The organism is Vannielia litorea, assembly GCF_900142295.1.
Classification (GTDB): Bacteria; Pseudomonadota; Alphaproteobacteria; order Rhodobacterales; family Rhodobacteraceae; genus Vannielia; species Vannielia litorea.
This window is the reverse complement of sequence record NZ_FSRL01000001.1, coordinates 1,561,807-1,583,282: the sequence shown is the minus strand read 5'-3', so window position 1 is coordinate 1,583,282 and position 21,476 is coordinate 1,561,807. Positions and strand designations below refer to the sequence as shown.

Genomic DNA, 21,476 nt, shown 5'->3' with positions numbered 1-21,476 from the left:
AACGACCCATGGCACACAAAAAAGCAGGCGGCTCCTCCCGTAACGGCCGCGACTCCGCGGGCCGTCGCCTCGGCGTCAAGAAATTCGGTGGCGAAGCCGTCATCCCCGGCAACATCATCGTGCGTCAGCGCGGCACCAAGTGGTGGCCGGGCGAGGGCGTCGGCATCGGCCGCGATCACACCATATTCGCGACCGAAGAAGGCAGCGTGAAGTTCCACAAGGGCCTCAAGGGCCGCACCTTCATTTCGGTCCTGCCCGTCCAGGAGGCAGCCGAGTAAGCCGAACCCGGTGCGAAATCACTTTTTCGGGGGGGTCGGCAGAAAGCCGGTCCCCCCGATGCGTTTAGGCCCCATATTAGGGTCATGGCGGAAGGGAAGGGGGCCCGACCGCCGGCCGGGAAACCGGCATCACGGAGGAGTAACGTAAGATGCAACAGGACCGGATCACCGGGCAGCCCGTCATTACCGCAGAGCGCGTCACGCTGCGCCCGCTCCAGCCGAGCGATGCGGGGCTCATCACCCTTTACGCCAGCGACGAGCGCGTGGCGCGGGCCACCCGGCACCTGCCGCACCCGCTGCCGCCCGGCACCGCAGAGGCCTTCATCCGGGGCTCCCACGCCGAAACCCGGCGCGAGGATGTCTGGGCGATCGACGGCACCGCCGCCGGCATGGGCGAGTTGGTGGGCATCGTGGCTCTCACCCGGATGGACTCGGAGAAGGGCCGCAAGCAGAGCGAGATCCGCTACTGGGTGGCGCCCGCGATGTGGAACACCGGCCTCGCCTCCGAGGCAGTGGCGGCCATGGTCGAGGCCAATCCGCAGGGCTCCGACACGCTCTTTGCAGAGGTCTTTCAGGACAACCCCGCCTCGGCGCGGGTGCTGACCAACGCGGGCTTCGAGTATCTCGGCGATGCCGAGGCCTACTCGGTCAGCCGGGGCGGCACCGTTCCGACCTGGACCTACCTCAAGAAGCTCGGCTAGGGCGCTGCACGCGCGGGCTTTTGCGCCCTGGCGGTCTGGCACGGTGTCTCGGACCAGGTCGGCAAGACCCGCCGTCACATGCCCCGCGTGGAGGCTTGAGAAGCCCGGCGCGATGGGATACCTCGCGGAAGCCCAAGACCAAGGATGCAGCCCCATGCAATTTCTCGACCTCGCAAAGGTTTACATCCGCTCCGGCGCGGGCGGAAACGGCTGCGTGTCGTTTCGCAAGGAAAAGTTCATCGAGTTCGGCGGCCCCAACGGCGGTGACGGCGGCGATGGCGGCGACGTGATCGCCGAGGCGGTGAACAACCTCAACACGCTGATCGACTTCCGCTACCAGCAGCATTTCTTCGCCAAGAACGGCCAGCCGGGCATGGGCAACCAGCGCACCGGGGCCAATGGCAAGGACATCATCCTGAGGGTTCCGGTGGGCACCGAGATCCTCGAGGAAGACGAGGAGACGGTGATCGCCGACCTCACCGAGGAGGGCCAGCGCGTGGTGCTGGCCAAGGGCGGCAACGGCGGCTTCGGCAACCTGCACTTCAAGAGCTCCACCAACCAGGCCCCGCGCCGCGCCAACCCCGGCCAGCCGGCAGTGGAGCGCACGCTCTGGCTGCGGCTGAAGCTCATTGCCGACGCGGGCCTGCTGGGCCTGCCCAACGCGGGCAAGAGCACCTTCCTGGCCGCCACCTCCAACGCGCGACCCAAGATCGCCGACTATCCCTTCACCACGCTGCACCCGAACCTCGGGGTGGTGGGGATCGACGGGCACGAGTTTGTCATGGCCGACATTCCGGGGCTGATCGAGGGCGCGCATGAGGGCAAGGGGATCGGCGACCGCTTTCTTGGCCATGTCGAGCGCTGCGCCGTGCTGCTGCACCTGGTCGATGGCACCTCCGAGACGGTGGCGGAGGATTACGCCACAATCATCCACGAACTCGAGATGTACGGCGGCCACCTCGCCGACAAGCCGCGGGTGCTGGCGCTCAACAAGGTGGATGCGCTGACCCCTGAGGAACGTGCGGAAAAACACGCTGAGCTGCAGGAGGCCGCCGGGCAGCGGCCGTTCCAGATTTCGGGCGTGGCGGGCGAGGGGATCCCCGAGGTGCTGCGCGCGGTGCGGGCGCAGATCGTCCGGGGGCGCAAGGCCGAGGCGGCCGCTGAGGACGACGACGAGGATGCGCCGTGGCAGCCCTGAGCTCGGGCCTGAGCGGCGCCCGTCGGCTGGTCGTCAAGATCGGCTCGGCCCTGCTGGTGGACCGCGCCACCGGGGCGCTGCGGCAGGACTGGCTCGGCGCCCTGGCCGAAGACATTGCCACGCTGCGCAGGCGGGGCTGCGAGGTGTTGCTGGTCTCCTCGGGCTCCATCGCGCTGGGGCGCGGCGTGCTGGGCCTCGGCGTGGCCGAGTTGCCGCTGGAGCAGAGCCAGGCCGCGGCGGCGGTGGGGCAGATCCGGCTGGCGCGGGCCTATGAGGAGGTGCTCGCGCCGCACGGGCTGAAGTCTGCACAGGTGCTGCTGACGCTGGAAGACAGCGCCTCGCGGCGGCGCTACCTCAACACCCGCGCCACGCTGGAGACCCTGCTGTCTTTTGGCGTGATCCCGATCGTGAACGAGAACGACACGGTGGCGACCGACGAGATCCGCTTTGGCGACAACGACCGGCTCGCCGCGCAGGTGGCGGTGACGGTGGGCGCCGATACCTTGGTGCTTCTGAGCGATGTCGACGGTCTCTACACCGGCAACCCGTCGATCGACCCTGCCGCCACCCGGTTCGAGGTGGTCGAGGAGATCACGCCCGAGATCGAGGCGATGGCGGGCGATGCGGGCTCGGGCCTGTCGCGTGGTGGCATGAAGACCAAGCTGATGGCGGGGCGAACGGCCACCACGGCGGGCTGCGCCATGGCGATCACCCATGGGTTCGCGATGAATCCGCTGCGGCGGCTGGAGGAGGGGGCCAATGCCACCTGGTTCACCGCCCAGACCACGCCGCAGGCCGCCCGCAAGGGCTGGATCGGCTCGATGAAGCCGCGCGGCACCGTGGTGGTGGATGCCGGTGCCGCAAAGGCGCTTCTGGCCGGCAAATCCCTGCTGCCCGCGGGCGTGCGCTCGGTGGAGGGCGCGTTTCAGCGGGGCGACCCGGTAGAGATCGTCGGGCCTGACGGGCATCTCGGGCAGGGGCTGGTGCGCTACACCGCCACCGAGGCCAGGGTGATCGCCGGGCACCGGACGGAGGAGATCGAGGCGCTGCTGGGTTACCCCGGCCGCGCGGCGCTGATCCACCGGGACGACATGGCGCTGTGACCGGGGGGTGAAGCCCGCCCCGCTCAGGCCTTGGCCAGCGCCACCTCCAGGTCGCCATAGCCGGTGAACCTCCGCTCGAAGGCCAGCCCCAGCGTTTCAGCGTGCTGCCGCGCCAGCTCGGTCAGCGCCGGATCGTCGGTTTGCGCCTGATAGACCAGCTTCTCGTAATGCCCAAAGTACATCTCCTTCAGTTCCGGGTGCTTGTCGAACTTCAGCGGCCGGGTCACGAAGGCATCGAACTGCCGCACGAGAAAGTCAGTCAGGTAAAAGGCCGTGATCTCATCGTCATGGGCGGCGAAGGCGGCGTTGCCCTCGAAGAAGCTGTAGCAATGGGGTCCGGGCACCATCTCGACCCCGAGTGCTTTACAGCGCGCCTGCAACAGCCCGCCGGTGCCGCAATCGGCATAGACCACGTAGATCCGCTCGAAGGCGTCGCGGTGCTTCTTCACCGCCGCCTCCACCGCATCGGGGATCGTCTCGGGCCGGTTGTGCAGGATCGCGGGCAGGCAGGTGAGCGCCATGTGGCGCCAGCCATTCCGCTCGATCAGCGCCAGGATCTCGCGGGCCAGCGCGCCGCAGGCGATGAGCAGCAGCTCGCCCCGGCCCGCGGGGGCTAGGCCATCCTCGGTCAGCTTGCTGTCGCTGGGAAGTTTCACGCCCCGGCCTCCGGATTCGAATTGACCACGGTCAGATTAAGCGCCACCAAGCGGCCATGACAGAGCCCATCCAGCGCCGCGCCCGCGCCACCCGTGCCAATCTGATCGCCGCCGCCGAGAGCATCGTGGCCCGCGAGGGCTTCGGCGCGCTTCGGGTCGAGCAGGTGGTGAAGGCGGCAGGCGTGGCCAAGGGCACGTTCTTCACCCATTTCGCCGACAAGGACGTGCTGATTGAGCAGCTCGTGGCCAAGCGGATCTCGCGGTTGCTCGACGCGCTGCAAACCACGCGGCGGCCCTCCAGCGCCAAGGCGCTGGCCGCCACGCTCGGCCCGATCATCGAGCTGCTGACCTGCGAACGCTATGTCTTCGACCTTGTGCAACGCGCGTCCCTCGCGGATGGCCCGATTGCCGAGGCGCTCTCGCGGCTCGATATCATCCTGACCGGCTGGTTCGGCGGGCTCTTCGGCGCGCCGCCGTTCCGGACCGACCTGGACCCCAAGGTGATGGCCGAGGGGATCCGGGCCTTCACCCTCATGGCCATGGCCCGCCACGTGGCCCGGCCCGGAAAGGCGACCGATCCGGGCAAGGCGCTGGCGGCGCAGGTCGAGGCCTTTCTGATGCCCCCGGCCTGAGCCTCTGCTCAGCCGGCCAGCTGGTTGTGCTTGCGGGCGATGAACTGCTTGGCCGTCTCCACCGCCACAGCGGCATCGCGGCAATAGGCATCGGCCCCGATGGCGCGGCCGAACTCCTCGTTCAGGGGCGCACCGCCGACCAGCACGATGTAATCCTCGCGCAGACCCTGCTCCACCAGCGCGTCGATCACCACCTTCATGTAGGGCATGGTGGTGGTCAGCAGGGCGGACATGCCGAGAATGTCGGCCTCTTCGGCCTTCAGCGCGTCGAGATATTTTTCCACCGGGTTGTTGATGCCGAGGTCGACCACCTCGAAGCCCGCGCCCTCCATCATCATGCTGACAAGGTTCTTGCCGATGTCGTGAATGTCGCCCTTCACGGTGCCGATCACCATCTTGCCCATGCGCGGCGCGCCGGTTTCGACCAGAAGCGGCTTCAGGATCGCCATGCCGGCCTTCATGGCATTGGCGGCGAGCAGCACCTCGGGGACGAAGAGGATACCATCGCGAAAGTCGTCGCCCACAACCTTCATGCCGGCCACCAGGGCCTTGGTGAGAATGTCGTAAGGGGTCCAGCCACGCTCGAGCAGGATGTTCACGCCCTCTTCGATCTCCTCCCTGAGGCCATCGTAGAGGTCGTCGTGCATCTGGGCGGTCAGGTCCTCGTCGGAGAGTTCCGAAAGGATGATGTCGTCTTCGTCATCCGCAGACATGGGCGTTTCCTTTGTGCGGCCTGCGCGGGGCCGGTGCGGTTTCTCTGCTTTCCGCTTTGCCTGATCGGCAGGCGGGAACTTTCCGAAATCCGACATCGCACGCGCTTTTGCCGACTTGTCGCAACGTTTGCCCGGGGAATGGTGCCAAAAAATACCATGCAGGTCATGTGGTTCTTTAAAATGTTCTCCATATGTTCTATATCTGGAGCACACAAGAGGGTGTGGCCATGGGTTTTGAAGAGGCGAATGCAGGCTGGATGGTGCCCGAGCACCGCAGGCGCGGGCGGGCGGCGCTGTCGAACATCGCCAACCGGTTCGATCCCTATGCGGTCGAGCGGGTGGACGATGGGTGGGAGAGTGGGGCGGAGGCCGAACTGCCGCCGCTGCGCACCGAGGTTGCGCTGGAGAACCCGCGCAGGATCATCACCCGCAACAGCTCGCCCGATCTCAGCTTCGACCGCTCCATCAATGCCTATCGCGGCTGCGAGCATGGCTGCATCTACTGCTTTGCCCGGCCGAGCCATGCCTACCTTGGCTTCTCTCCCGGGCTCGATTTCGAGACCCGGCTGGTGGCCAAGCCGGGCGCGCCCGAGCGGCTGGCGGCGGAGCTGCGGAGTGCCTCCTACGAGGTGGCCCCGATCGCCATGGGCACCAACACCGACCCCTATCAGCCGATCGAGCGGACCCACCGGATCACCCGGCGTCTGCTGGAGGTGCTGCGCGCGCACAACCACCCGGTGGGCATCGTCACCAAGGGCAGCCTGATCGAGCGCGACCTGGACATCCTCGGCGAGATGGGCTGGGAGGGGCTGGCGCGCGTGGGCATTTCGGTGACCACGCTGAACGCCGATCTGGCCCGCAGGATGGAGCCGCGCGTGCCGTCGCCCGCACGTCGGCTGAAGATGATCGAGCGGCTGGCCGGCGCGGGCGTGCAGGTGCGGGTCATGGCCTCGCCGATGATCCCGGGGCTGACCGACCACGAGATGGAGAAGATCCTCGAATCCGCCCGCGATGCCGGCGCCGTGGCGGCCAGCTACATCGTGCTGCGCCTGCCGCGCGAGGTGTCGCCGCTGTTTCGCGACTGGCTGGAGGCCAACGTGCCCGACCGCGCGGCGCGGGTCATGGCACGGGTGCGCGAGATGCACGGCGGGCGCGATTACGACCCGGAATGGGGCCGCCGGATGAAGGGGCAGGGCACCCATGCGGCGCTGCTGTCGCATCGTTTCGAGGTGGCCTGCAAGCGGTTGGGGCTCAAGCGCAACCTGCCGCCGCTGCGCTGCGATCTGTTCCGCGTTCCGCCCGCACCGGGCGACCAGCTCGATCTCTTCGGCTGACCGGGCGGCCGGGCGTCAGCTCCGGCGGCGGCCGCGGCGCTGGCGTTCGGGGGAGGGCTCGTCGCCGGTGCCGTCGCTGGCGGAGGAAAAGCCACCCAGGCGTTCGGCGATCTGCTCCAGCGTCGGGGCCGGGGCGGCGGGGCGGGTGTCGAGCGCCTCGCGCATCGCGGCGAGATGCTCGGGCGTGGTGCCGCAGCAGCCGCCGATGATCCGCGCGCCCATGTCGCGCGCCATGCAGGCGTAATCGGCCATGAGCTCGGGCGTTCCGTTGTAGTGGATGTGACCATCGACGTATTTGGGGATGCCGGCGTTGCCCTTGGCGATCACCGGCAGCTCCGGCCCCTCGGCGAGAAAGCCCTTCACCGTGCGCAGCAGGTCGGAGGCGCCGACGCCGCAATTGGCGCCGAAGGCCAGCGGCGGGTTGGGGAGGCGGGTGACCATCTTGACCATGTCGGCAGAGGTCACGCCCATCATGGTGCGGCCGGCGGTGTCAAAGCTCATGGTGCCGACCCAGGGCATGCCCGCCAGCCCACAGGCCTCCGCGGCGGCCTTGTATTCTTCCGGGGCCGAGATCGTCTCGACCCAGAGCACATCGGCGCCGCCTTCCTTCAGCCCCTCGGCCTGCTCGTGAAACATCGCCACCGCATCCTCGTGGCTGAGCGTGCCGATGGCGCCCATGATCTCGCCGGTCGGGCCCATGGAGCCCGCGACCACCACCGGGCGGCCGGCCTTGTCGGCCACCTCGCGGCCGATCTCCGCGGCCTTGCGATTGAGTTCGCGGGTGCGGTCCTGGGCGTTGTGCAGCTTGAGCCGCGAGGCGTTGCCGCCAAAGCTGTTGGTCAGAAACAGGTCGGAGCCGGCCTCGACCGCGCCCTTGTAGAGCGCGGCGATCCGGTCGGGGTGCTCGTCGTTCCACAGTTCCGGCGCGTCGCCCGACTGGAGGCCCATGTTGAACAGCGTCGTGCCGGTGGCACCATCGGTCAGCAGGAAGGGGCGTTCAGCCAGCAGGGTGGAGAGAACGTCGGGCATGGGGACCTCCGGGCTTGGGTTTGCAGGTGCGTGCCACAGGCGGGGCCGCGGCGCAACGCCGAAAGCTGGATCACCGCGCGAGACCGGGGCAGACGGGGCCTGCCCCTCAGGAGGCGCGGCGGAGCGGCGGTGCCTGCTCCCTCGCGGCGCGGTCGGCGGTGCGGGGCGGGGCGAGGCCGCCGGGGGCGGCAAACTCGGGCCCGAGCCGGGGCAGGGCCCGGGGGCGGGCGACGCGGCGGGCGATGTCGACGGCGGCCAGCGCCAGGGCGAGGCGGTTGGGCGCGGCCATGTAGAGGGGCTCCCAGCGGGGCGCAAAACAGGCCTTGAACTGGCGCAGCCCCGCACCGCCGGTGGCCTCGTCGAGCCGGGCCCGCAGGGCGGCGAAGAGCGGTGGTGTGCCGCTGTCCTCCGCGGGGGTGCCGCGCAGGGGAACGGCGGCGAGCGACAGGCGCGGGCAGCCGCGGGCCGCGGCCTCCTCGATGGCGCGGAGAACGAGCGCATGCATCGTGCCATCCGGCGCAGCCGTGCCGCCCTCCGGGCTGTCGGGCAGGGTGCGCATCAGGTCGAGCACCCATTCGCGGGTCGAAACGTGGAAACTGGCGAACCCCAGGATCCGGCCTCGGGACCGGGCGACATACCGATGCTGGTGGCCGATGTAGACCGGGCAGAAACGCCCCATCGAAAACCCGCGCGCCCCGCCGCGCCCGGCCTCCCAGGCGGCGGAGACGGCGGCCATCTCGGCGCTGGTGGCCGGATCGGGCGGGCCCATCTCGCGGGTGATGACGAGCCCCGCCTTCTCGGCGCGGCGCAGCTTGCGGCGGAGTTGCCGGTGCTCCGGGCTGTCGAGGCAAAACCCGGTCGGGTCCAGCACCGCCTCCTCCGCCACCGGCACCACGCAAAAGCCGGCCTCCCGCGCGCTTGCGGCCATGCGCGCGCCCGCCTTGTAGATCACCGGCGCAAGCCCCCGGCTGCGGGCCTCGGCGCGCAGGGCCGCGATCCAGTGGCGGGCTGCGCCCCAGGGGCCGAAGGGCGCCCCGATGGCCACGAGCGCCGAGCCTGTGGGCGCGGCCGCCCAGCCGCCGCCGGAGCCGGGTGCCTCGAGCCAGCCGAGCTCTCCCTGGCGGAGGAGCCCGGCCTCGGCGCGGTCTGCGGTGGCAAGGTGCCAGCCCAGGTCGGGCGAGGGCGGCCGGCCGGCTCGGCGGAAGACGGGGCGCTGGCGGCTCAGCGCCTCGCGCTCGATCCGCAGGGTGGCGAGGCTGCGCATCGGCCCCGCGGCCGCCGCCAGCAGCCCGAGCCCCGCGGGCAGCGCGTAGTAGACCAGGCGGAACCCGAGGATCGCACAGGCAAGCGCCGCGCCATCGACCTGGGCCAGCATCACCGCCAGCGTCGCCTCGAACGGGCCGGCCCCGCCCGGCGTGCCGCCGATGATGCCCGCGCCGAGCGCCACCAGGAAGGCCGGCAGAAGCGCGCCAAAGGCCAGCTCCGTTCCGGGGGGCAGCAGCAGCCAGAAGGCCAGCGCGGCGGCGGTGCAATCGAGGGTGGCGAAGGTGGCGATCCGGCTCGCCAGCCAGATCGAGGGCAGCCGAGGCAACCGTGCCAGCCCGCCCCAGCCGGGGGGCCAGAGACAGAGCGCGACGATGAAGCCACCCGCCAGCACGCCAAGGGCACCGACCGGCGCGGCATGAGGAAAGGCCGAGGGCAGGGCGAGCAGGCAGAGCGAGGTAAAGAGTGCCCATCCCGCCAGAAAGGAGAGCGCGACCGCGGCGGTCACGCCCAGCGCGCGGGCAAGGCCGAGCCCCGGCAACATGCGCCACCGCACCAGCGCGCCGATGACCAGCCCGAAGCCGGTGGATTGGCCGACGGCGATCGCCGTCACCCCGGCCCCCTGGGCTGCATCCTCGTTCTGTCCGGTGGAGAGCCAGCGGTGAATGGCCAGGTCGTATCGCCCGAGCGCCCAGAAACTGACCGCGGTCATGCACAGCGCGCCGACCCAGCGATGCCCCGGCAGCCCGGCGAGCAGCGCCCAACCGGCGGCCAGGTCGAGCCCCTGCAGCCAGCCTGCCAGCACGGGCAGCAGCGCCAGAACGGCCAGGATCGGCAGGCCCTGCCGCAGCACCAGCCGCCCCAGACCCGCCCGCTTCAGCGTGCCGGCCGCGCGGTGCAGCCTGTGAGAAACCTCGCCCATTCCGCCTCCGACCGGGGTGTATCGGGCAGGGTGCTATCAGCCCCGTATGACCAAGGGCTTAACCGGGCTTCACAAAACAGAACGGCCGGGCAGAGCCGGCCGTTCGAAGCGCGGTGGAAAAGGTGCCTTCAGCTCTCTTCCATCAGTTGGGCCTTGGCTTCGGTCATCAGGGCCTTCATCTGGGCCCGGATCGTGGCCTCGTCCGCGAGGCTGCCCAGATCGCCCGAGACCTTGCGATAGACGTCCTCGTCGCCGGCCTCCTCGAAATCGGCGGCAACCACCTCCTTGGCATAGGACAGCGCATCCTCGCCCGACTTGCCCATCAGGCCCGCGGCCCAGAGCCCGAGCAGCTTGTTGCGCCGCGCCTCGGCCCGGAACTGCATCTCGGCGTCGTGGGCAAACTTGTTTTCAAACGCGTTCTCGCGATCGTCGAAGGTGGACATGGGGGCCTCCCGAAGTGAATCCTTGCCTCTATGTAAGGGCCTCGCGCCGGGATGGGAAGGCGCGATCGGGCGCAAAATACCCTCTGCGGCTCAATGCCCGAAGAGCACCGCGAGCCGCGCCGCGGCGGCGGCCCGCACCGGGGCTGGGCGGCTGCCCTTGTCGAGAAGGGCGCGCGCGCGGTCGAGCGCGGCCTCCGTGCGCCCGGCCTCGAGGTCTGCGGTCATGGCGTCGAGCCAGGGCACCTGCTCGTCCTCGGGAAGCGCATCGGTCACGGCGGTCACCAGCAGGCCGGTCACCTCGTCCTCCCAGGCGAGCGCCGCATCGGCGGTGTCCTCCTCGGGCTCGGGCGGCGCCTCGGCCAGGGCCTCGGGGGCGGTGCCGCCGGGGCGGGTGGAGAGCTCCAGCACCGTCTCGTGGCCGTCTCGGTCGACCAGGAGCCGGTCGGCGTCGATCCCGAGCGCGGCGAGAATCCCGGCCTGGCGGGCCGGGGTCATCAGTGCGCCCGGGTCCGACGGGTCGAGCGGGGCCTCGGCCTCCAGCGCGTGCGCGGTGCCCGATTGCGTGGGCTCCCAGTCGCTCCCGGCATCGGCGCGATGGATGCCCAGCCGCCGCACCACCTGGCCCCCCCGGTAAACGGCGAACCCGTATTCCCCGCCCGGATGCTGCCCGCCGGTGAGCCGGAAGGCGAGGATCTCCTCGGCCGGCAGGGCGCGGCTGAGGGCGACCAGCCGGGGCGAGGGGCCGCCATCGGTCCGCTCGCGCCATTCGATCAGGGTGTATCCCGCATTGCCCACGGGGGCCGACAGCCGGATTTCGCGGTCGGCCCCGCCGAAGCCCATGTCGTCCAGCATCTCGCGGGCCAGCACGCCCCGGGGCAGGGTGCCCGCCGGTTGCACCAGCAGCGGGGCCTCGGGAGATGGGGCGGGCTTGCGCCCGAACAGGCGGCCCAGCACCCCGCCCGTGCGCGGCGGCGCCTGCGGCGCGCCGGCCTCGGCGGCCGCCAGCGCAACGGCCACCGCACGCGGCGCCGCGGCGACCAGCGCAAAATCCAGCACTGCGAAATCCTCTGCCATCTCCCCCTCCGGTCGGCCCACCGCTCGGCACGGCCAGCCTATCCCGCCTCCGGCCGGGGGCCAAGCCGTGTCGGGCACCCTGCCGCCGCTTGCGGCTGGGCCCCCCTTGCCGTATAGCGCGGACAGACCCGCGTGGCCCTTCCCGGCGCCGCGCCTGCCCGCATCTGGATTGGATCCCATGGCACGACGCAAGCTCGTCTACGAAGGCAAGGCGAAGATTCTCTACGAAGGCCCCGAGCCCGGCACCCTGGTGCAGTATTTCAAGGATGATGCCACCGCCTTCAACGCCGAGAAGAAGGCGACGATCGAGGGCAAGGGCGTGCTGAACAACCGGCTCTCCGAGTTCTTCATGACCGGGCTGAACAACATCGGCGTGCCGACCCATTTCATCAAGCGGATCAACATGCGCGAGCAGCTGATCCGCTCGGTCGAGATCGTGCCGCTCGAGGTGATCGTGCGCAACTTCGCCGCAGGCTCCATGGCCAAACGGCTGGGGATGGAAGAGGGCACGCAGCTGCCCCGCCCGATCATCGAGTTCTCGTACAAGGACGACAAGCTGGGCGATCCGCTGGTGCCCGAGGAGTATATCATCGCCTTCGGCTGGGCCTCGCAGCAGGACCTCGACGACATCGTGGCGCTGGCGCTGCGGGTGAACGACTATCTTTCCGGCGTGATGTACGGCGTCGGCATCAAGCTGGTCGATTTCAAGATCGAGGTCGGCCGGATCTGGGAAAACGAGTACATGCGGCTCATCGTGGCCGACGAGATCAGCCCCGACAGCTGCCGCCTGTGGGATCTCGAGAGCGGCCGCAAGCTCGACAAGGACGTGTTCCGCCGCGACCTGGGCTCGCTGACCGACGCCTATACCGAAGTGGCCCGCCGTCTCGGCGTGCTGCCCTCCAACGGCCCCGCCCCGATGGGCAAGCCGAAGCTGATCAACTGAAGAACAGGGAGCCCGGCCGATGAAGGTTCGCGTTGACGTGATGCTCAAGCAGGGTGTGCTCGACCCGCAGGGCGAGGCGGTGAAATCGGCGCTCGGCGCGCTGGGGTTCACCGGCGTCGAAGGCGTGCGGCAGGGCAAGGTGATCGAGCTGGAGCTGGCCGAAGGCGCCACCGAGGCCGACGTGAAGGCGATGTGCGAAAAGCTCCTCGCCAATACGGTGATCGAGAGCTACGCGATCCACATGTGAGGCCGGGCCGGGCGGCGGCTTGCCGCCTTGCACCGCCGAGGCCGGGCCGAGGCGCCGGTCACAGGGCGGGCTCCATGCCTCTGGACGCCTCGCCTCTCTCCGGCCAGTATCGGCCCATGTCCGATGCCTTCTTCATCCGCACCCGTTTCGACGGCCACCGCGAGATCAGCTGGCGCAGCTGGCTGCTGGTCTGGATCATGCCTGCGCTCTTCCTCGGGGCCGCCGCGCTCTTCGCGCTCTTCACCCTTACCGCGCCCCTGGGCAAGCAGGCGGCCGAGGGCGAGGTGATCGAGCTGCGCGCCTACGAGGGCTGGAGCCCGCTGGAGGGCGAGGTCACCAACTACTCGCCGCTCTTCCGCTACATGCGCGCCGACGGCACCGAGGCCCGCGCCTCCACGGGCATGTCCCATTCCGGGTGGAACTTTGCCCCGGGCAGCCGGATGACCATCCTCTACGACCCCGACACCAACGGCGACGTCTATCTCCCCGGCACCTGGCACTGGATCATCCCCGGTGCGCTCGCCGCGCTCGGGGCTGCCACGCTGGTGCCGGCGCTCCTTGCAGCCCTGCTCCTGCTGCGCTGGCGCCGCCGCGCCCCGGCGTTGCGCTGAAACGGCATTTGTCATTTTGAACGGCGCTCGCATCTGGCGTATTCTCCCGGGCACGAACCCCGGAAACCTGCCATGCTTCGGCTGACACACCTGTTTCTGACCCTCGCCTGCCTGGCTCTGCCCGCGCGGGCCGAGGAGGTGCCGTTCGACTATCCGCACATGCCGGGGGCCGCGCAGGAGTTCTACGAGACGGCGCGGGCAGGTGAGCCGACGGCGGCCTACAACTACGTGCTGCCGCTCTTCTCCGAGACCGGCCTGACCGATGCCGAGCGCCGCCAGATGACCGGCTGGCTGCGCGCGGCCTACAACGGCTATGACCACGGCGATGCCACCGGCGTGCTCTATGCCGCGATGGCCGCCAAACTGCTGACGACGCTCTATTCCGAGCTGGCCGAGCACAGCTTCGCCCTCGGCTGGGCCAACCTTTGCATCGAGGCCCTGGGAGAGCGCTGGGAGGAGCAGGAGGCCAACCTGACCCTCGGCCAATGCCTCGAGGCCGCCGCCGTGGCGCTCAACGAGCTGTCGCGCTACGGCGAGGCGATCGAGCATGCAGGGCTGGCGCGGCAGGTCTACAAGGTCTTTGCCGAGGACGACCCGCTGCGCGATTTCTACGTGGCCAACACCCTGATGCTCGAGGCCAACGCGCTCGACGGTCTCAAGCGCCACCGCGAGGCCATCGGCGTGAGCGAGGATGCGCTGGAGATCTTCGAGCGGATGGAGGGGGCCGAGAGCGCCTCGGTGGCCGCGATCACGGCTAACATCGGTGCGTCCTACTGGTATCTGAAGGAGCTGGAGCCGGCCCGCGACTGGTCGCTCCGGGCGCTGCCGCTGCTCGACCGGCACTGGGGCCCGCACAGCTATGCACCTGCCGTCGTGCGGGTGAACCTGGGGCTCATCGCCTTCGACATGGGCGAGGACGAGAAGGCCATGCGCTACGCGGTCGAAATCCTGCCCTACATCGCCACCAACCCGCGCTCGTCGCTGAACAACCAGCGCTGGACCTTCGAGCTGATGCGCAACATCTTCGCCCGGCGCGGGCAGGTCGAAAAGGCGATCCTCTTCGGCAAGATGGCGGTCAACGCCCAGCAGGAGATCCGCGCGCTCAACCAGTCGCTGCCCGAGGAAGATACCGAAGGGCTGCGCGCCGAGTGGAGCCGGCTCTACCGCGACCTCGCCGACCTGATGATCGCCGAGGGCCGCTTCTCCGAGGCGCAGGCGGTGCTGAACATGGAGAAGGAGCAGGAGGCCTTCGAGTTCCTGCGGCGCGATGGCGAGGCAGAGCTGCGCGACACCGTGGCCGTGCTGACCGACAGCGAGAAGAGCGACGCCGAAAAGCTGGCCGAGCTCGCCCTGCGGCCGGTCGAGGCCCGCGCGGCCTGGGAGACGCTCTCGGCCCGGCTCGCGGCCGGCGGCGGCACCGCGGAGGAGGAAGACCAGCTCTTTCTTCTCGAGGATGCCATGGCCGAGGCCAATGCCGCCTTCGAGGCCGAGGTGGAGGAGTTTCTGACCGCGGTCAGTTTCGACCGCCGCGCAGGCTTTGCCGCCCTCTTCGACGCCACCGGCGCCTACCAGTCGATTCTGGAGGCGCGCGAGAGACCCTCCGCAATCCTGCAACTGGCCATGCTCGACGACGCCACCCACCTCTTCCTCACCCTGCCGGGGGCCACGGTGCACGAGCAGGTGGCGGTGCCGCGCGAGGAGATGAACCGCATGGTCTTCGACGCGCTCCAGGCCATCGAGGCTCGCAGCCCCGAGGCGCAGGCGCGGCTGCACGCGCTCCACGAGGTGCTCTTCGCGCCGATCCGCCCCGCGCTGGAGACGGCCGGCACCGAGGTGGTGATGGTCAATGCGGATGGCGTGCTGCGCTACGTGCCCTTTGCCGCGCTCCACGACGGCAGCCGCTACCTGGTGGAGGATTTCGCCTTCGCGCTCTACGTCGCCGCCGTGCAGACCCAGTTCTCCCGCCCGCCGCGCGCGTCCGAGAGCGCGGCGGGCTTCGGGGTGACCGAGGCGCACGAGGGGTTCTCGGCGCTCCCCGGCGTGGCCTCGGAGCTCGAAACCCTCTTCACCGCCGCCGATGGCGAGGGCGTTCTGGCCGGCCAAGCCCTGCTCGACGGCGCGTTCGACACCCGCGCCCTGCGCCGTGCCCTGCGCGACCCGCCCGAGCTCTTGCACATCGCCTCCCACTTCGCGCTCAGGCCGGGGCGGGACGATGACAGCTTCCTGCTGCTGGGCGACGGCACCCGCCTGCCGCTCTCCGAGTTGCGCTCGTCGAAGTTCCGGTTCACCGGGGTCGACCTTCTCACGCTCTCGGCCTGCCAGACCGCCCGCGGCGGCGATGGCTCCGAGATCGACGGCTTCGGGGCGGCGGCGCTGATGGGCGGGGCGAGCGCGGTGCTGGCCTCGCTCTGGCCGGTGGCCGATGCCGCCACGCCGATCCTGATGCGCGACTTCTATGCCGGGCTCTACCAGCGCGGCGAGGACAAGGCCGAGGCCCTGCGCCGCGCCCAGATCGCCATGCTCCACGGCGCAGGGGCAGGGGAGGCTCCCGGCGAGAGCGCCAACCGCGCGGCCACCGCCCTCAAGGCAGGACCATCGGCCGGCGCGGTAAGCGATTTCGCCCACCCCTACTTCTGGTCGGCCTTCGTGCTGATGGGCAACTGGCTTTGATGCGCGATCCGGGCTAAGGGGAGCCAAAGCGCCAGCCCGAGAGGAATCGCCCATGAAAGCCGCCGTCATCACCTTTCCCGGCTCCAACTGCGACCGTGACCTTGCCATGGGCTTCGAGCAGGCGGGCTTCGAGGTCGCGCGGGTCTGGCACAAGGACACCGATCTGCCCTCCGGCATCGACGTGGTGGGCATTCCCGGCGGCTTTTCCTTCGGCGACTACCTGCGCTGCGGTGCCATCGCGGCCAACTCGCCGATCTGCCGCTCGGTGGTGGCCCATGCCGAGGCGGGCGGCTTCGTGCTGGGCATCTGCAACGGCTTTCAGGTGCTCTGCGAGACCGGCCTGCTGCCGGGCGTGCTGATGCGCAACGCCGGGCTCAAGTTCGTCTGCCGGAACGTGGGGCTGACCGTGGCCAACGCCGAGAGCGCCTTTACCTCGGGCTATTCCCAGGGCGACGCGCTGACCATCCCCGTGGCGCATCACGACGGCAATTACACCATCGATTCCAACGGGCTGGCCGCGCTGGAATCCGAGGGCCGCGTGGCCTTCCGCTACACCGACAACCCCAATGGCTCGGTGGCCGACATTGCCGGCGTGCTCTCGGCCAACCGCCGCGTGCTGGGGATGATGCCTCACCCCGAGCGGGCGGTGGATGCGGCCCACGGCGGCACCGACGGCCGGGCGATGTTCTCCGGGCTGGCCGAGGCGCTGGTTTCCGCCTGACCGCCCGCGGGGCGGCGCGCCGTCGCGCCGCCTCTCACCTTCGCGGCACCCGATGCGGCGGCATCTTCCCCAAATCCGCGTCAAAGCCTAGACTTGCCCCATGTTCAACGCCCGCTCCCTCCTGCGTGCATGGCGCCGTCCGCTGATGCGGGGGGTCTGGGTGCTGGTGCTTGTGCTGGCCGGCTTCTCCGTCTGGCTGACCAACCATTTCCTCACCGAGCGGTTCACCGAGACCACCCGCAACCAGTCCGAGCTGCGGCAGGCGCTCTACGCCGGCAATATCATCTCCGAGCTGCAGCGGGCGCAGGTCGTGCCCCTGCTGCTCTCCCGCGACCCCTCGCTGATCGGCGCGCTCAACAGCTCCGACTACCTCACCACCTCGCAGCGGCTCATCGAGTTTCGCGACGAGATCGGCGCCAAGTCGATCCTGATGCTGGATACCTCCGGCCGCGCCGTGGCCTCGACCGACCGCAACCAGCTCGGCTCCAACCACCGCACCGCGCCCTATTTCGTCGAGGCCCAGCGGGCCGACAGCACCGTGTTCACCCTGCACCTACAGGAGAACAACGCGATGGAATTCGCCTATTCGCGGCTGATCCGCCACGACAACAAGGGCATCGGGGTGATCGTGGTCGAGGTCGACCTGGGCAAGTTCGAGCGCCAGTGGGCCGGCATCTCCGATGCGGTGCTGGTCACCGACAGCCAGGGCACCGTGATCCTCTCCACCGAGCCGCGCTGGCGCGGGCACCCGCTCAAGGATGCGCTCGACGAGCAGGACCCGCCCTCGGCGATCCAGCGCGCCATCGAGGCCACCGCCGACTGGAGCTTCATCCCGCCCGATGCCTACATCTTCGGCGAGGCGGTGATGCGCACCGACGGGCGCATCCCGTTCCAGGGCTGGCGGATCACCTCCTTCACCGCCTACAGCTCGATCCGCGAGCGGGTGAACGGGGTGCTGGCGCTCGAGATCATGGGCTTCGCGCTGCTGCTGGCGGGCTCGTTCTGGTGGCTCTCCCGCAAGGCCCGGTCCGACCGGCGCGTGGCGCTGAAGGAGTCGGCAGAACTCCGCCAGTTGAACCTGCGCCTCCAGCGGGAAATCGCCGAACGCGAAAAGGCCGAACGGAGCCTCGAAGTGGCCGAACAGACCCTCGCGCAAAGCTCCAAGCTGGCCGCCCTGGGCGAGATGTCGGCGGCGGTATCGCACGAGCTGAACCAGCCGCTCGCCGCCATGCGCACCTACCTCGCCGGGGCCCGCCTGCTACTGCAGCGCAAGCGCCCCGAGGAGGCGCTCTCGAGCTTCCAGCGTATCGACGACCTGATCGGCCGGATGGGCGCCATCACCCGCCAGCTCAAGAGCTATGCCCGCAAGGGCGAGGTGGCCTTCGAACCCTTTGATCTAAGGGACGCCGTCAGCTCGGCCCTGTCGATGATGGAGCCCCAGCTGCGCACCCGGCACGTCTCCATCACCCGCAGCCTGCCCGCCGAGCCGGTGGTCATCCGGGCCGATCGGCTGCGGGTGGAGCAGGTGCTGGTCAACCTCTTCCGCAACGCGCTCGATGCTACCCGCGAGGTCGACGCGCCCGCCCTCGAACTGACCCTCTCCACCGGCGACACGGCCACGCTGACCCTGCGCGACAACGGCCACGGGATCGAGGATCTGGAGAACCTCTTCGAGCCTTTCTACACCACCAAGGCCCCCGGCGACGGCGTCGGTCTGGGGCTTGCCATCTCCTCGGGGATCATCAACGAGTTGGGCGGACGTCTCACGGCGCGGAACGGAAGGGCAGGCGGCGCAGTTTTCGAGCTGCAGTTGCCGATCCTTCGCCAAGACAGCGCGACGGCGGCGGAATAGAGCAGGGACGACAGGACAACACATGGCACAGGCTATGAAGATCGCAATCATCGACGACGAACAGGACATGCGCCAATCCATCAGCCAATGGCTGGCGCTCTCGGGTTTCGAGACAGAGACCTACCCCTCCGCCGAAGAGGCCCTGAAGGGCATCGGCCCCGACTATCCCGGCGCGGTGGTTTCCGACATCCGGATGCCCGGCATGGACGGCATGGCGCTGCTGAAAAAGCTGATGGCGCAGGACTCTGCGCTGCCGGTAATCATGATCACCGGCCACGGCGACGTGCCGATGGCGGTGGAGGCGATGCGGGTCGGGGCCTTCGACTTTCTCGAGAAGCCCTTCAACCCCGACCGGATGACCCAGCTCGCCAAGCGCGCCACCCAGCGCCGCCGGATGAGCCTGGATGCCCGCGCGCTGCGCCGCGAGCTGGGCGGCGGCACCACGATCATGAAAAAGCTGATCGGCGCCTCGCCGGTCATGGAACGGCTGCGCGAGGACATCCTCGATCTCGGCCAGGCCGACGGCCACGTGCTGATCGACGGCGAAACCGGCACCGGCAAGACCCTCGCGGCCCATGCGCTGCATGCCGTCGGCAGCCGCGCCAGCAAGGAGTTCGTGATCGTCTCCTGCGCCGCTTTCGACGAGGAGGAGCTTGCGGCCCAGCTCTTCGAGGGCAACGCCGACAAGGGCCGCCTGCCTCTGGTCGAGCAGGCGCGCGGCGGCACGCTCTGCCTCGAGGATATCGAGGCGCTCTCGCCCGGCCTTCAGGCCCGGCTGCTGCAGTTCATCAACGAGCAGGGCACGCCCGCCGAAACCCGCATCGTCGCCGTCTCCAACCTGCAGGAGCAGGGCAAGACCTCGGAGGATGCGCTGCGCCCCGATCTCTACTACCGGCTGGCGGCGATGAAGATCACCCTGCCGCCGCTGCGCCAGCGCGGCGAGGACATCCTGCTGCTTTTCACCCGGCTCTCCGAGCAGTTCGCCGAGGAATACGGCTGCGAGGCCCCCGCCGTCTCCGCCCAGGAGGCCGCGCAGCTGCTGCAGGCGCCCTGGCAGGGCAACGTCCGCCAGCTCATCAACATTGCCGAGCGCGCCGTGCTTCAGGCCCGTCGCGGCTCGGGCACCATCGCCTCGCTGCTGATGAACGACGAGGGCGAGGTGCAGCCGGTCATGACCACCGAGGGCAAACCGCTGAAGGAGTATGTGGAAGCCTTCGAGCGGATGCTGATCGACAACACCATGCGCCGGCACAAGGGCTCCATCGTCAACGTGATGGAAGAACTCTGCCTGCCGCGCCGCACGCTGAACGAGAAGATGGCCAAATACGGGCTGCAACGCTCCGACTACCTCGGTTGACCCCCTCCTGCGGGCCGGCTTGCGGCCGGCCCGTCCTTCCGGCATCTTGCCCGCAAGGTGAGAGACGAGTGGGAAGGGTATGGAAAGCAAGGGCATTTTCTGGCCCGCCGTGGCGGAGGTCTGGCGTGGGCGCGGCACGGCGCTCAGGGTCATCTGGCTTCCGTTCCTGCTCAGTACTCTGATCTACGAGCTTTACTACAGGGCATGGCCCGGTGGCGTCGGCCTGCCGGTTACGATTGCCGAGTTTCTCCTTTTCTCCTGGGCCGCCGTAGGCTGGCACCGCGGCGCGCTGCTCGATGAGCGCCCGGGGCCCTTCGGCACCCGCTACGCCCGCCCCGTGCCGCGCTACGCGCTCGGCTGGTTCTTCGCGGGCCTCGCCGCTGGCATCCTGGGGATCGTGCTCTTTCTCGTGCTCTATTTCCTGCTGACCAGGCTGGTCGGCACAGGCGCCGTCGTCATGGAGCCGAGCATGTCCGGCTTTCTCCTGTCGCCTCTGGAGGTCGTCGCGGCCAGCCCCTGGGTTGCACTGATGGGCCTCGGCTGCCTCTGGCTCGTCATCTGGCTCTTCTTCCACTTCGCCCGCGCCCTTCCGGCACTCGCCATCCGCCGCGATGGCACCTGGAACGACGCGCTCGGCGGGGCCCTGCGCCGCTGGTTTGCCTCGGCGTCGGCCTGGTCGCTCCTGCTCTGGATCCCCGCCGGAGCCGTCTACTACCTCGCCTACGCCGCCCTGCTGGAGCACGACGCCGCACTCTGGGACGCCGGACAGGAGGGCATGCCGCTCTGGGCCTTCTCCCTGCTCGACCTGGCCTTCAACCTGGTCTACGCCCTCAACGTGCTGATCGGCGCGAGCGTCCTGACCCTGGCCTTCCGGCGCACCGCAACCCTGGCCGCGCCTGTCCCGAAGGCCGAGACATGACCGGCCATCGCCGCGGGCTTGCGATGCCCCTGCACGGAGCCTAGAGCGCAGACATGGCCATCATCTATTTCCTCGCCATGGCGCTGCCCTATATCGCCGCCTTCGTGCTGACCATCACCGTGGCCGCCGGAGCGGGGCTGCTGATCTGGCTGCTGAACGGCCGCCACTGGTGGGCCTGGCTCGCCGGCCTGGCCCTCGCAGTGGCGGCCAGCACCGTCTCGCCGCTGCTCCAGCGCCTCGAGAGCGCCCGCATCACCGCCCGACTCGCCGCAGCCGAGCCGCAGGCGGCAACCCTCGCGCTCGAACCCGGCGCCCTGATCCACCTCCATGACGGCAACCACTACGGCATCACCTGCCGCCCCTGCGACTTTGCCGCGCTCCCCTTCGTGACCGAGGCCGAGACGGCGAGCATCCACCCCTTGCTGATCGACGAAAGCGGCGTGCTGCTGGAGCGGACCAACCTCAACGCCCCCACGCCCGACCGCGCCACGCGAGGGCGCTTCCGCTATGCCTTCCTGTCGGTGCCCCAGGTCTGGTATGAAGGTGCGCCCTTCGACCCTCCCGCCTGGTACCCCTCTCCGGTGCCGGAAGACCTCAAGGGGGTACACATGCTGGTGGCCCTGCCGCCCACCGGCATCATCCGACCGGCGGAGTTGAAGCCGCTCTACCTGCGCGTGAACCGCCAGTACGAGGCGCAGATGCTGTTCTCCTGGGGATTCGTCACCCAAACCGTCGCCCGCCCGGAGCCCGAGGAGATCTTCGCCGACCTCGCCGCCCGTGCCACCGGGCAATGACCACCAGATACTGGGG

The 21,476-nt window shown here is 69.5% G+C and carries 21 protein-coding genes; 15 read left to right on the top strand and 6 right to left on the bottom strand.

What is annotated here, in order from left to right:
• Positions 1-8: 8 nt before the first annotated feature.
• The 4 genes from rpmA to proB all read left to right on the top strand — a co-directional run bounded on the left by rpmA (position 9) and on the right by proB (position 3,280).
• Positions 9-278, top strand: coding sequence for a 50S ribosomal protein L27 (gene rpmA / locus BUR94_RS07850; RefSeq protein WP_074255650.1), 270 nt, complete (start codon positions 9-11; stop codon positions 276-278).
• Positions 279-427: 149 nt separating this feature from the next.
• Positions 428-979 (top strand): GNAT family N-acetyltransferase, encoded by a 552-nt coding sequence (locus tag BUR94_RS07845; protein ID WP_074255649.1) that lies wholly within the window; start codon positions 428-430, stop codon positions 977-979.
• Positions 980-1,133: 154 nt separating this feature from the next.
• Entirely contained in the window at positions 1,134-2,177 is a 1,044-nt protein-coding gene (gene obgE, locus BUR94_RS07840; protein WP_074255648.1) for a GTPase ObgE, read from the top strand.
• The gene (gene proB, locus BUR94_RS07835) at positions 2,174-3,280 is read left to right on the top strand and encodes a glutamate 5-kinase (RefSeq protein WP_425445245.1); all 1,107 of its coding nucleotides are present in this window, start codon (positions 2,174-2,176) and stop codon (positions 3,278-3,280) included. The genes obgE and proB overlap by 4 nt, the downstream gene beginning before the upstream one ends.
• 23 nt (positions 3,281-3,303) lie before the next feature.
• Here proB and BUR94_RS07830 read toward each other — a convergent pair whose 3' ends face one another.
• Positions 3,304-3,936: a DUF1638 domain-containing protein gene (locus tag BUR94_RS07830; RefSeq protein WP_074255646.1), complete on the bottom strand. Its 633-nt coding sequence runs from the start codon at positions 3,934-3,936 to the stop codon at positions 3,304-3,306.
• Between the two features lie 56 nt (positions 3,937-3,992).
• Between BUR94_RS07830 and BUR94_RS07825 the strand changes: the two genes are divergently transcribed.
• A complete protein-coding gene (locus BUR94_RS07825; RefSeq protein WP_074255645.1) occupies positions 3,993-4,568 on the top strand; it encodes a TetR/AcrR family transcriptional regulator in 576 nt (191 codons plus the stop codon).
• A gap of 8 nt (positions 4,569-4,576) precedes the next feature.
• Here BUR94_RS07825 and BUR94_RS07820 read toward each other — a convergent pair whose 3' ends face one another.
• Positions 4,577-5,281, bottom strand: coding sequence for a corrinoid protein (locus tag BUR94_RS07820; protein ID WP_074255644.1), 705 nt, complete (start codon positions 5,279-5,281; stop codon positions 4,577-4,579).
• Positions 5,282-5,538: 257 nt separating this feature from the next.
• Between BUR94_RS07820 and BUR94_RS07815 the strand changes: the two genes are divergently transcribed.
• Positions 5,539-6,615 (top strand): PA0069 family radical SAM protein, encoded by a 1,077-nt coding sequence (locus BUR94_RS07815; RefSeq protein ID WP_084193127.1) that lies wholly within the window; start codon positions 5,539-5,541, stop codon positions 6,613-6,615.
• A gap of 15 nt (positions 6,616-6,630) precedes the next feature.
• On the opposite strand, the gene bmt is transcribed toward BUR94_RS07815, so the two are convergent.
• From bmt to BUR94_RS07795, 4 genes are all read right to left on the bottom strand, one after another.
• Positions 6,631-7,644 (bottom strand): betaine--homocysteine S-methyltransferase, encoded by a 1,014-nt coding sequence (gene bmt, locus BUR94_RS07810; RefSeq protein ID WP_074255643.1) that lies wholly within the window; start codon positions 7,642-7,644, stop codon positions 6,631-6,633.
• 106 nt (positions 7,645-7,750) lie between these two features.
• A complete protein-coding gene (locus BUR94_RS07805) occupies positions 7,751-9,829 on the bottom strand; it encodes a phosphatidylglycerol lysyltransferase domain-containing protein (protein WP_074255642.1) in 2,079 nt (692 codons plus the stop codon).
• 128 nt (positions 9,830-9,957) lie between these two features.
• Positions 9,958-10,272, bottom strand: coding sequence for a DUF1476 domain-containing protein (locus tag BUR94_RS07800; RefSeq protein WP_074255641.1), 315 nt, complete (start codon positions 10,270-10,272; stop codon positions 9,958-9,960).
• A 90-nt stretch (positions 10,273-10,362) separates the two neighbouring features.
• Positions 10,363-11,346, bottom strand: coding sequence for a hypothetical protein (locus BUR94_RS07795; protein ID WP_074255640.1), 984 nt, complete (start codon positions 11,344-11,346; stop codon positions 10,363-10,365).
• Positions 11,347-11,524: 178 nt separating this feature from the next.
• Between BUR94_RS07795 and purC the strand changes: the two genes are divergently transcribed.
• From purC to BUR94_RS07750, 9 genes are all read left to right on the top strand, one after another.
• The gene (gene purC / locus BUR94_RS07790) at positions 11,525-12,289 is read left to right on the top strand and encodes a phosphoribosylaminoimidazolesuccinocarboxamide synthase (RefSeq protein ID WP_074255639.1); all 765 of its coding nucleotides are present in this window, start codon (positions 11,525-11,527) and stop codon (positions 12,287-12,289) included.
• A gap of 19 nt (positions 12,290-12,308) precedes the next feature.
• Positions 12,309-12,536, top strand: a complete 228-nt coding sequence (purS, locus tag BUR94_RS07785; protein ID WP_074255638.1) for a phosphoribosylformylglycinamidine synthase subunit PurS — start codon at positions 12,309-12,311, stop codon at positions 12,534-12,536.
• A 116-nt stretch (positions 12,537-12,652) separates the two neighbouring features.
• Complete coding sequence (locus tag BUR94_RS07780) at positions 12,653-13,147, top strand: DUF3592 domain-containing protein (protein WP_074255637.1); 495 nt, start codon at positions 12,653-12,655, stop codon at positions 13,145-13,147.
• Positions 13,148-13,219: 72 nt separating this feature from the next.
• The gene (locus BUR94_RS07775) at positions 13,220-15,817 is read left to right on the top strand and encodes a CHAT domain-containing protein (RefSeq protein ID WP_074255636.1); all 2,598 of its coding nucleotides are present in this window, start codon (positions 13,220-13,222) and stop codon (positions 15,815-15,817) included.
• Between the two features lie 52 nt (positions 15,818-15,869).
• A complete protein-coding gene (gene purQ / locus BUR94_RS07770) occupies positions 15,870-16,538 on the top strand; it encodes a phosphoribosylformylglycinamidine synthase subunit PurQ (protein WP_074255635.1) in 669 nt (222 codons plus the stop codon).
• Between the two features lie 100 nt (positions 16,539-16,638).
• Entirely contained in the window at positions 16,639-18,390 is a 1,752-nt protein-coding gene (locus tag BUR94_RS07765) for a sensor histidine kinase (protein WP_074255634.1), read from the top strand.
• A 22-nt stretch (positions 18,391-18,412) separates the two neighbouring features.
• Positions 18,413-19,747 carry a sigma-54-dependent transcriptional regulator gene (locus BUR94_RS07760; protein ID WP_074255633.1) on the top strand — a complete coding sequence of 445 codons (1,335 nt, stop codon included), beginning with the start codon at positions 18,413-18,415 and terminating at the stop codon, positions 19,745-19,747.
• Between the two features lie 79 nt (positions 19,748-19,826).
• Positions 19,827-20,666 carry a hypothetical protein gene (locus BUR94_RS07755; protein ID WP_074255632.1) on the top strand — a complete coding sequence of 280 codons (840 nt, stop codon included), beginning with the start codon at positions 19,827-19,829 and terminating at the stop codon, positions 20,664-20,666.
• Positions 20,667-20,719: 53 nt separating this feature from the next.
• Positions 20,720-21,460, top strand: a complete 741-nt coding sequence (locus BUR94_RS07750) for a hypothetical protein (RefSeq protein ID WP_074255631.1) — start codon at positions 20,720-20,722, stop codon at positions 21,458-21,460.
• The last annotated feature ends 16 nt before the right edge of the window (positions 21,461-21,476 follow it).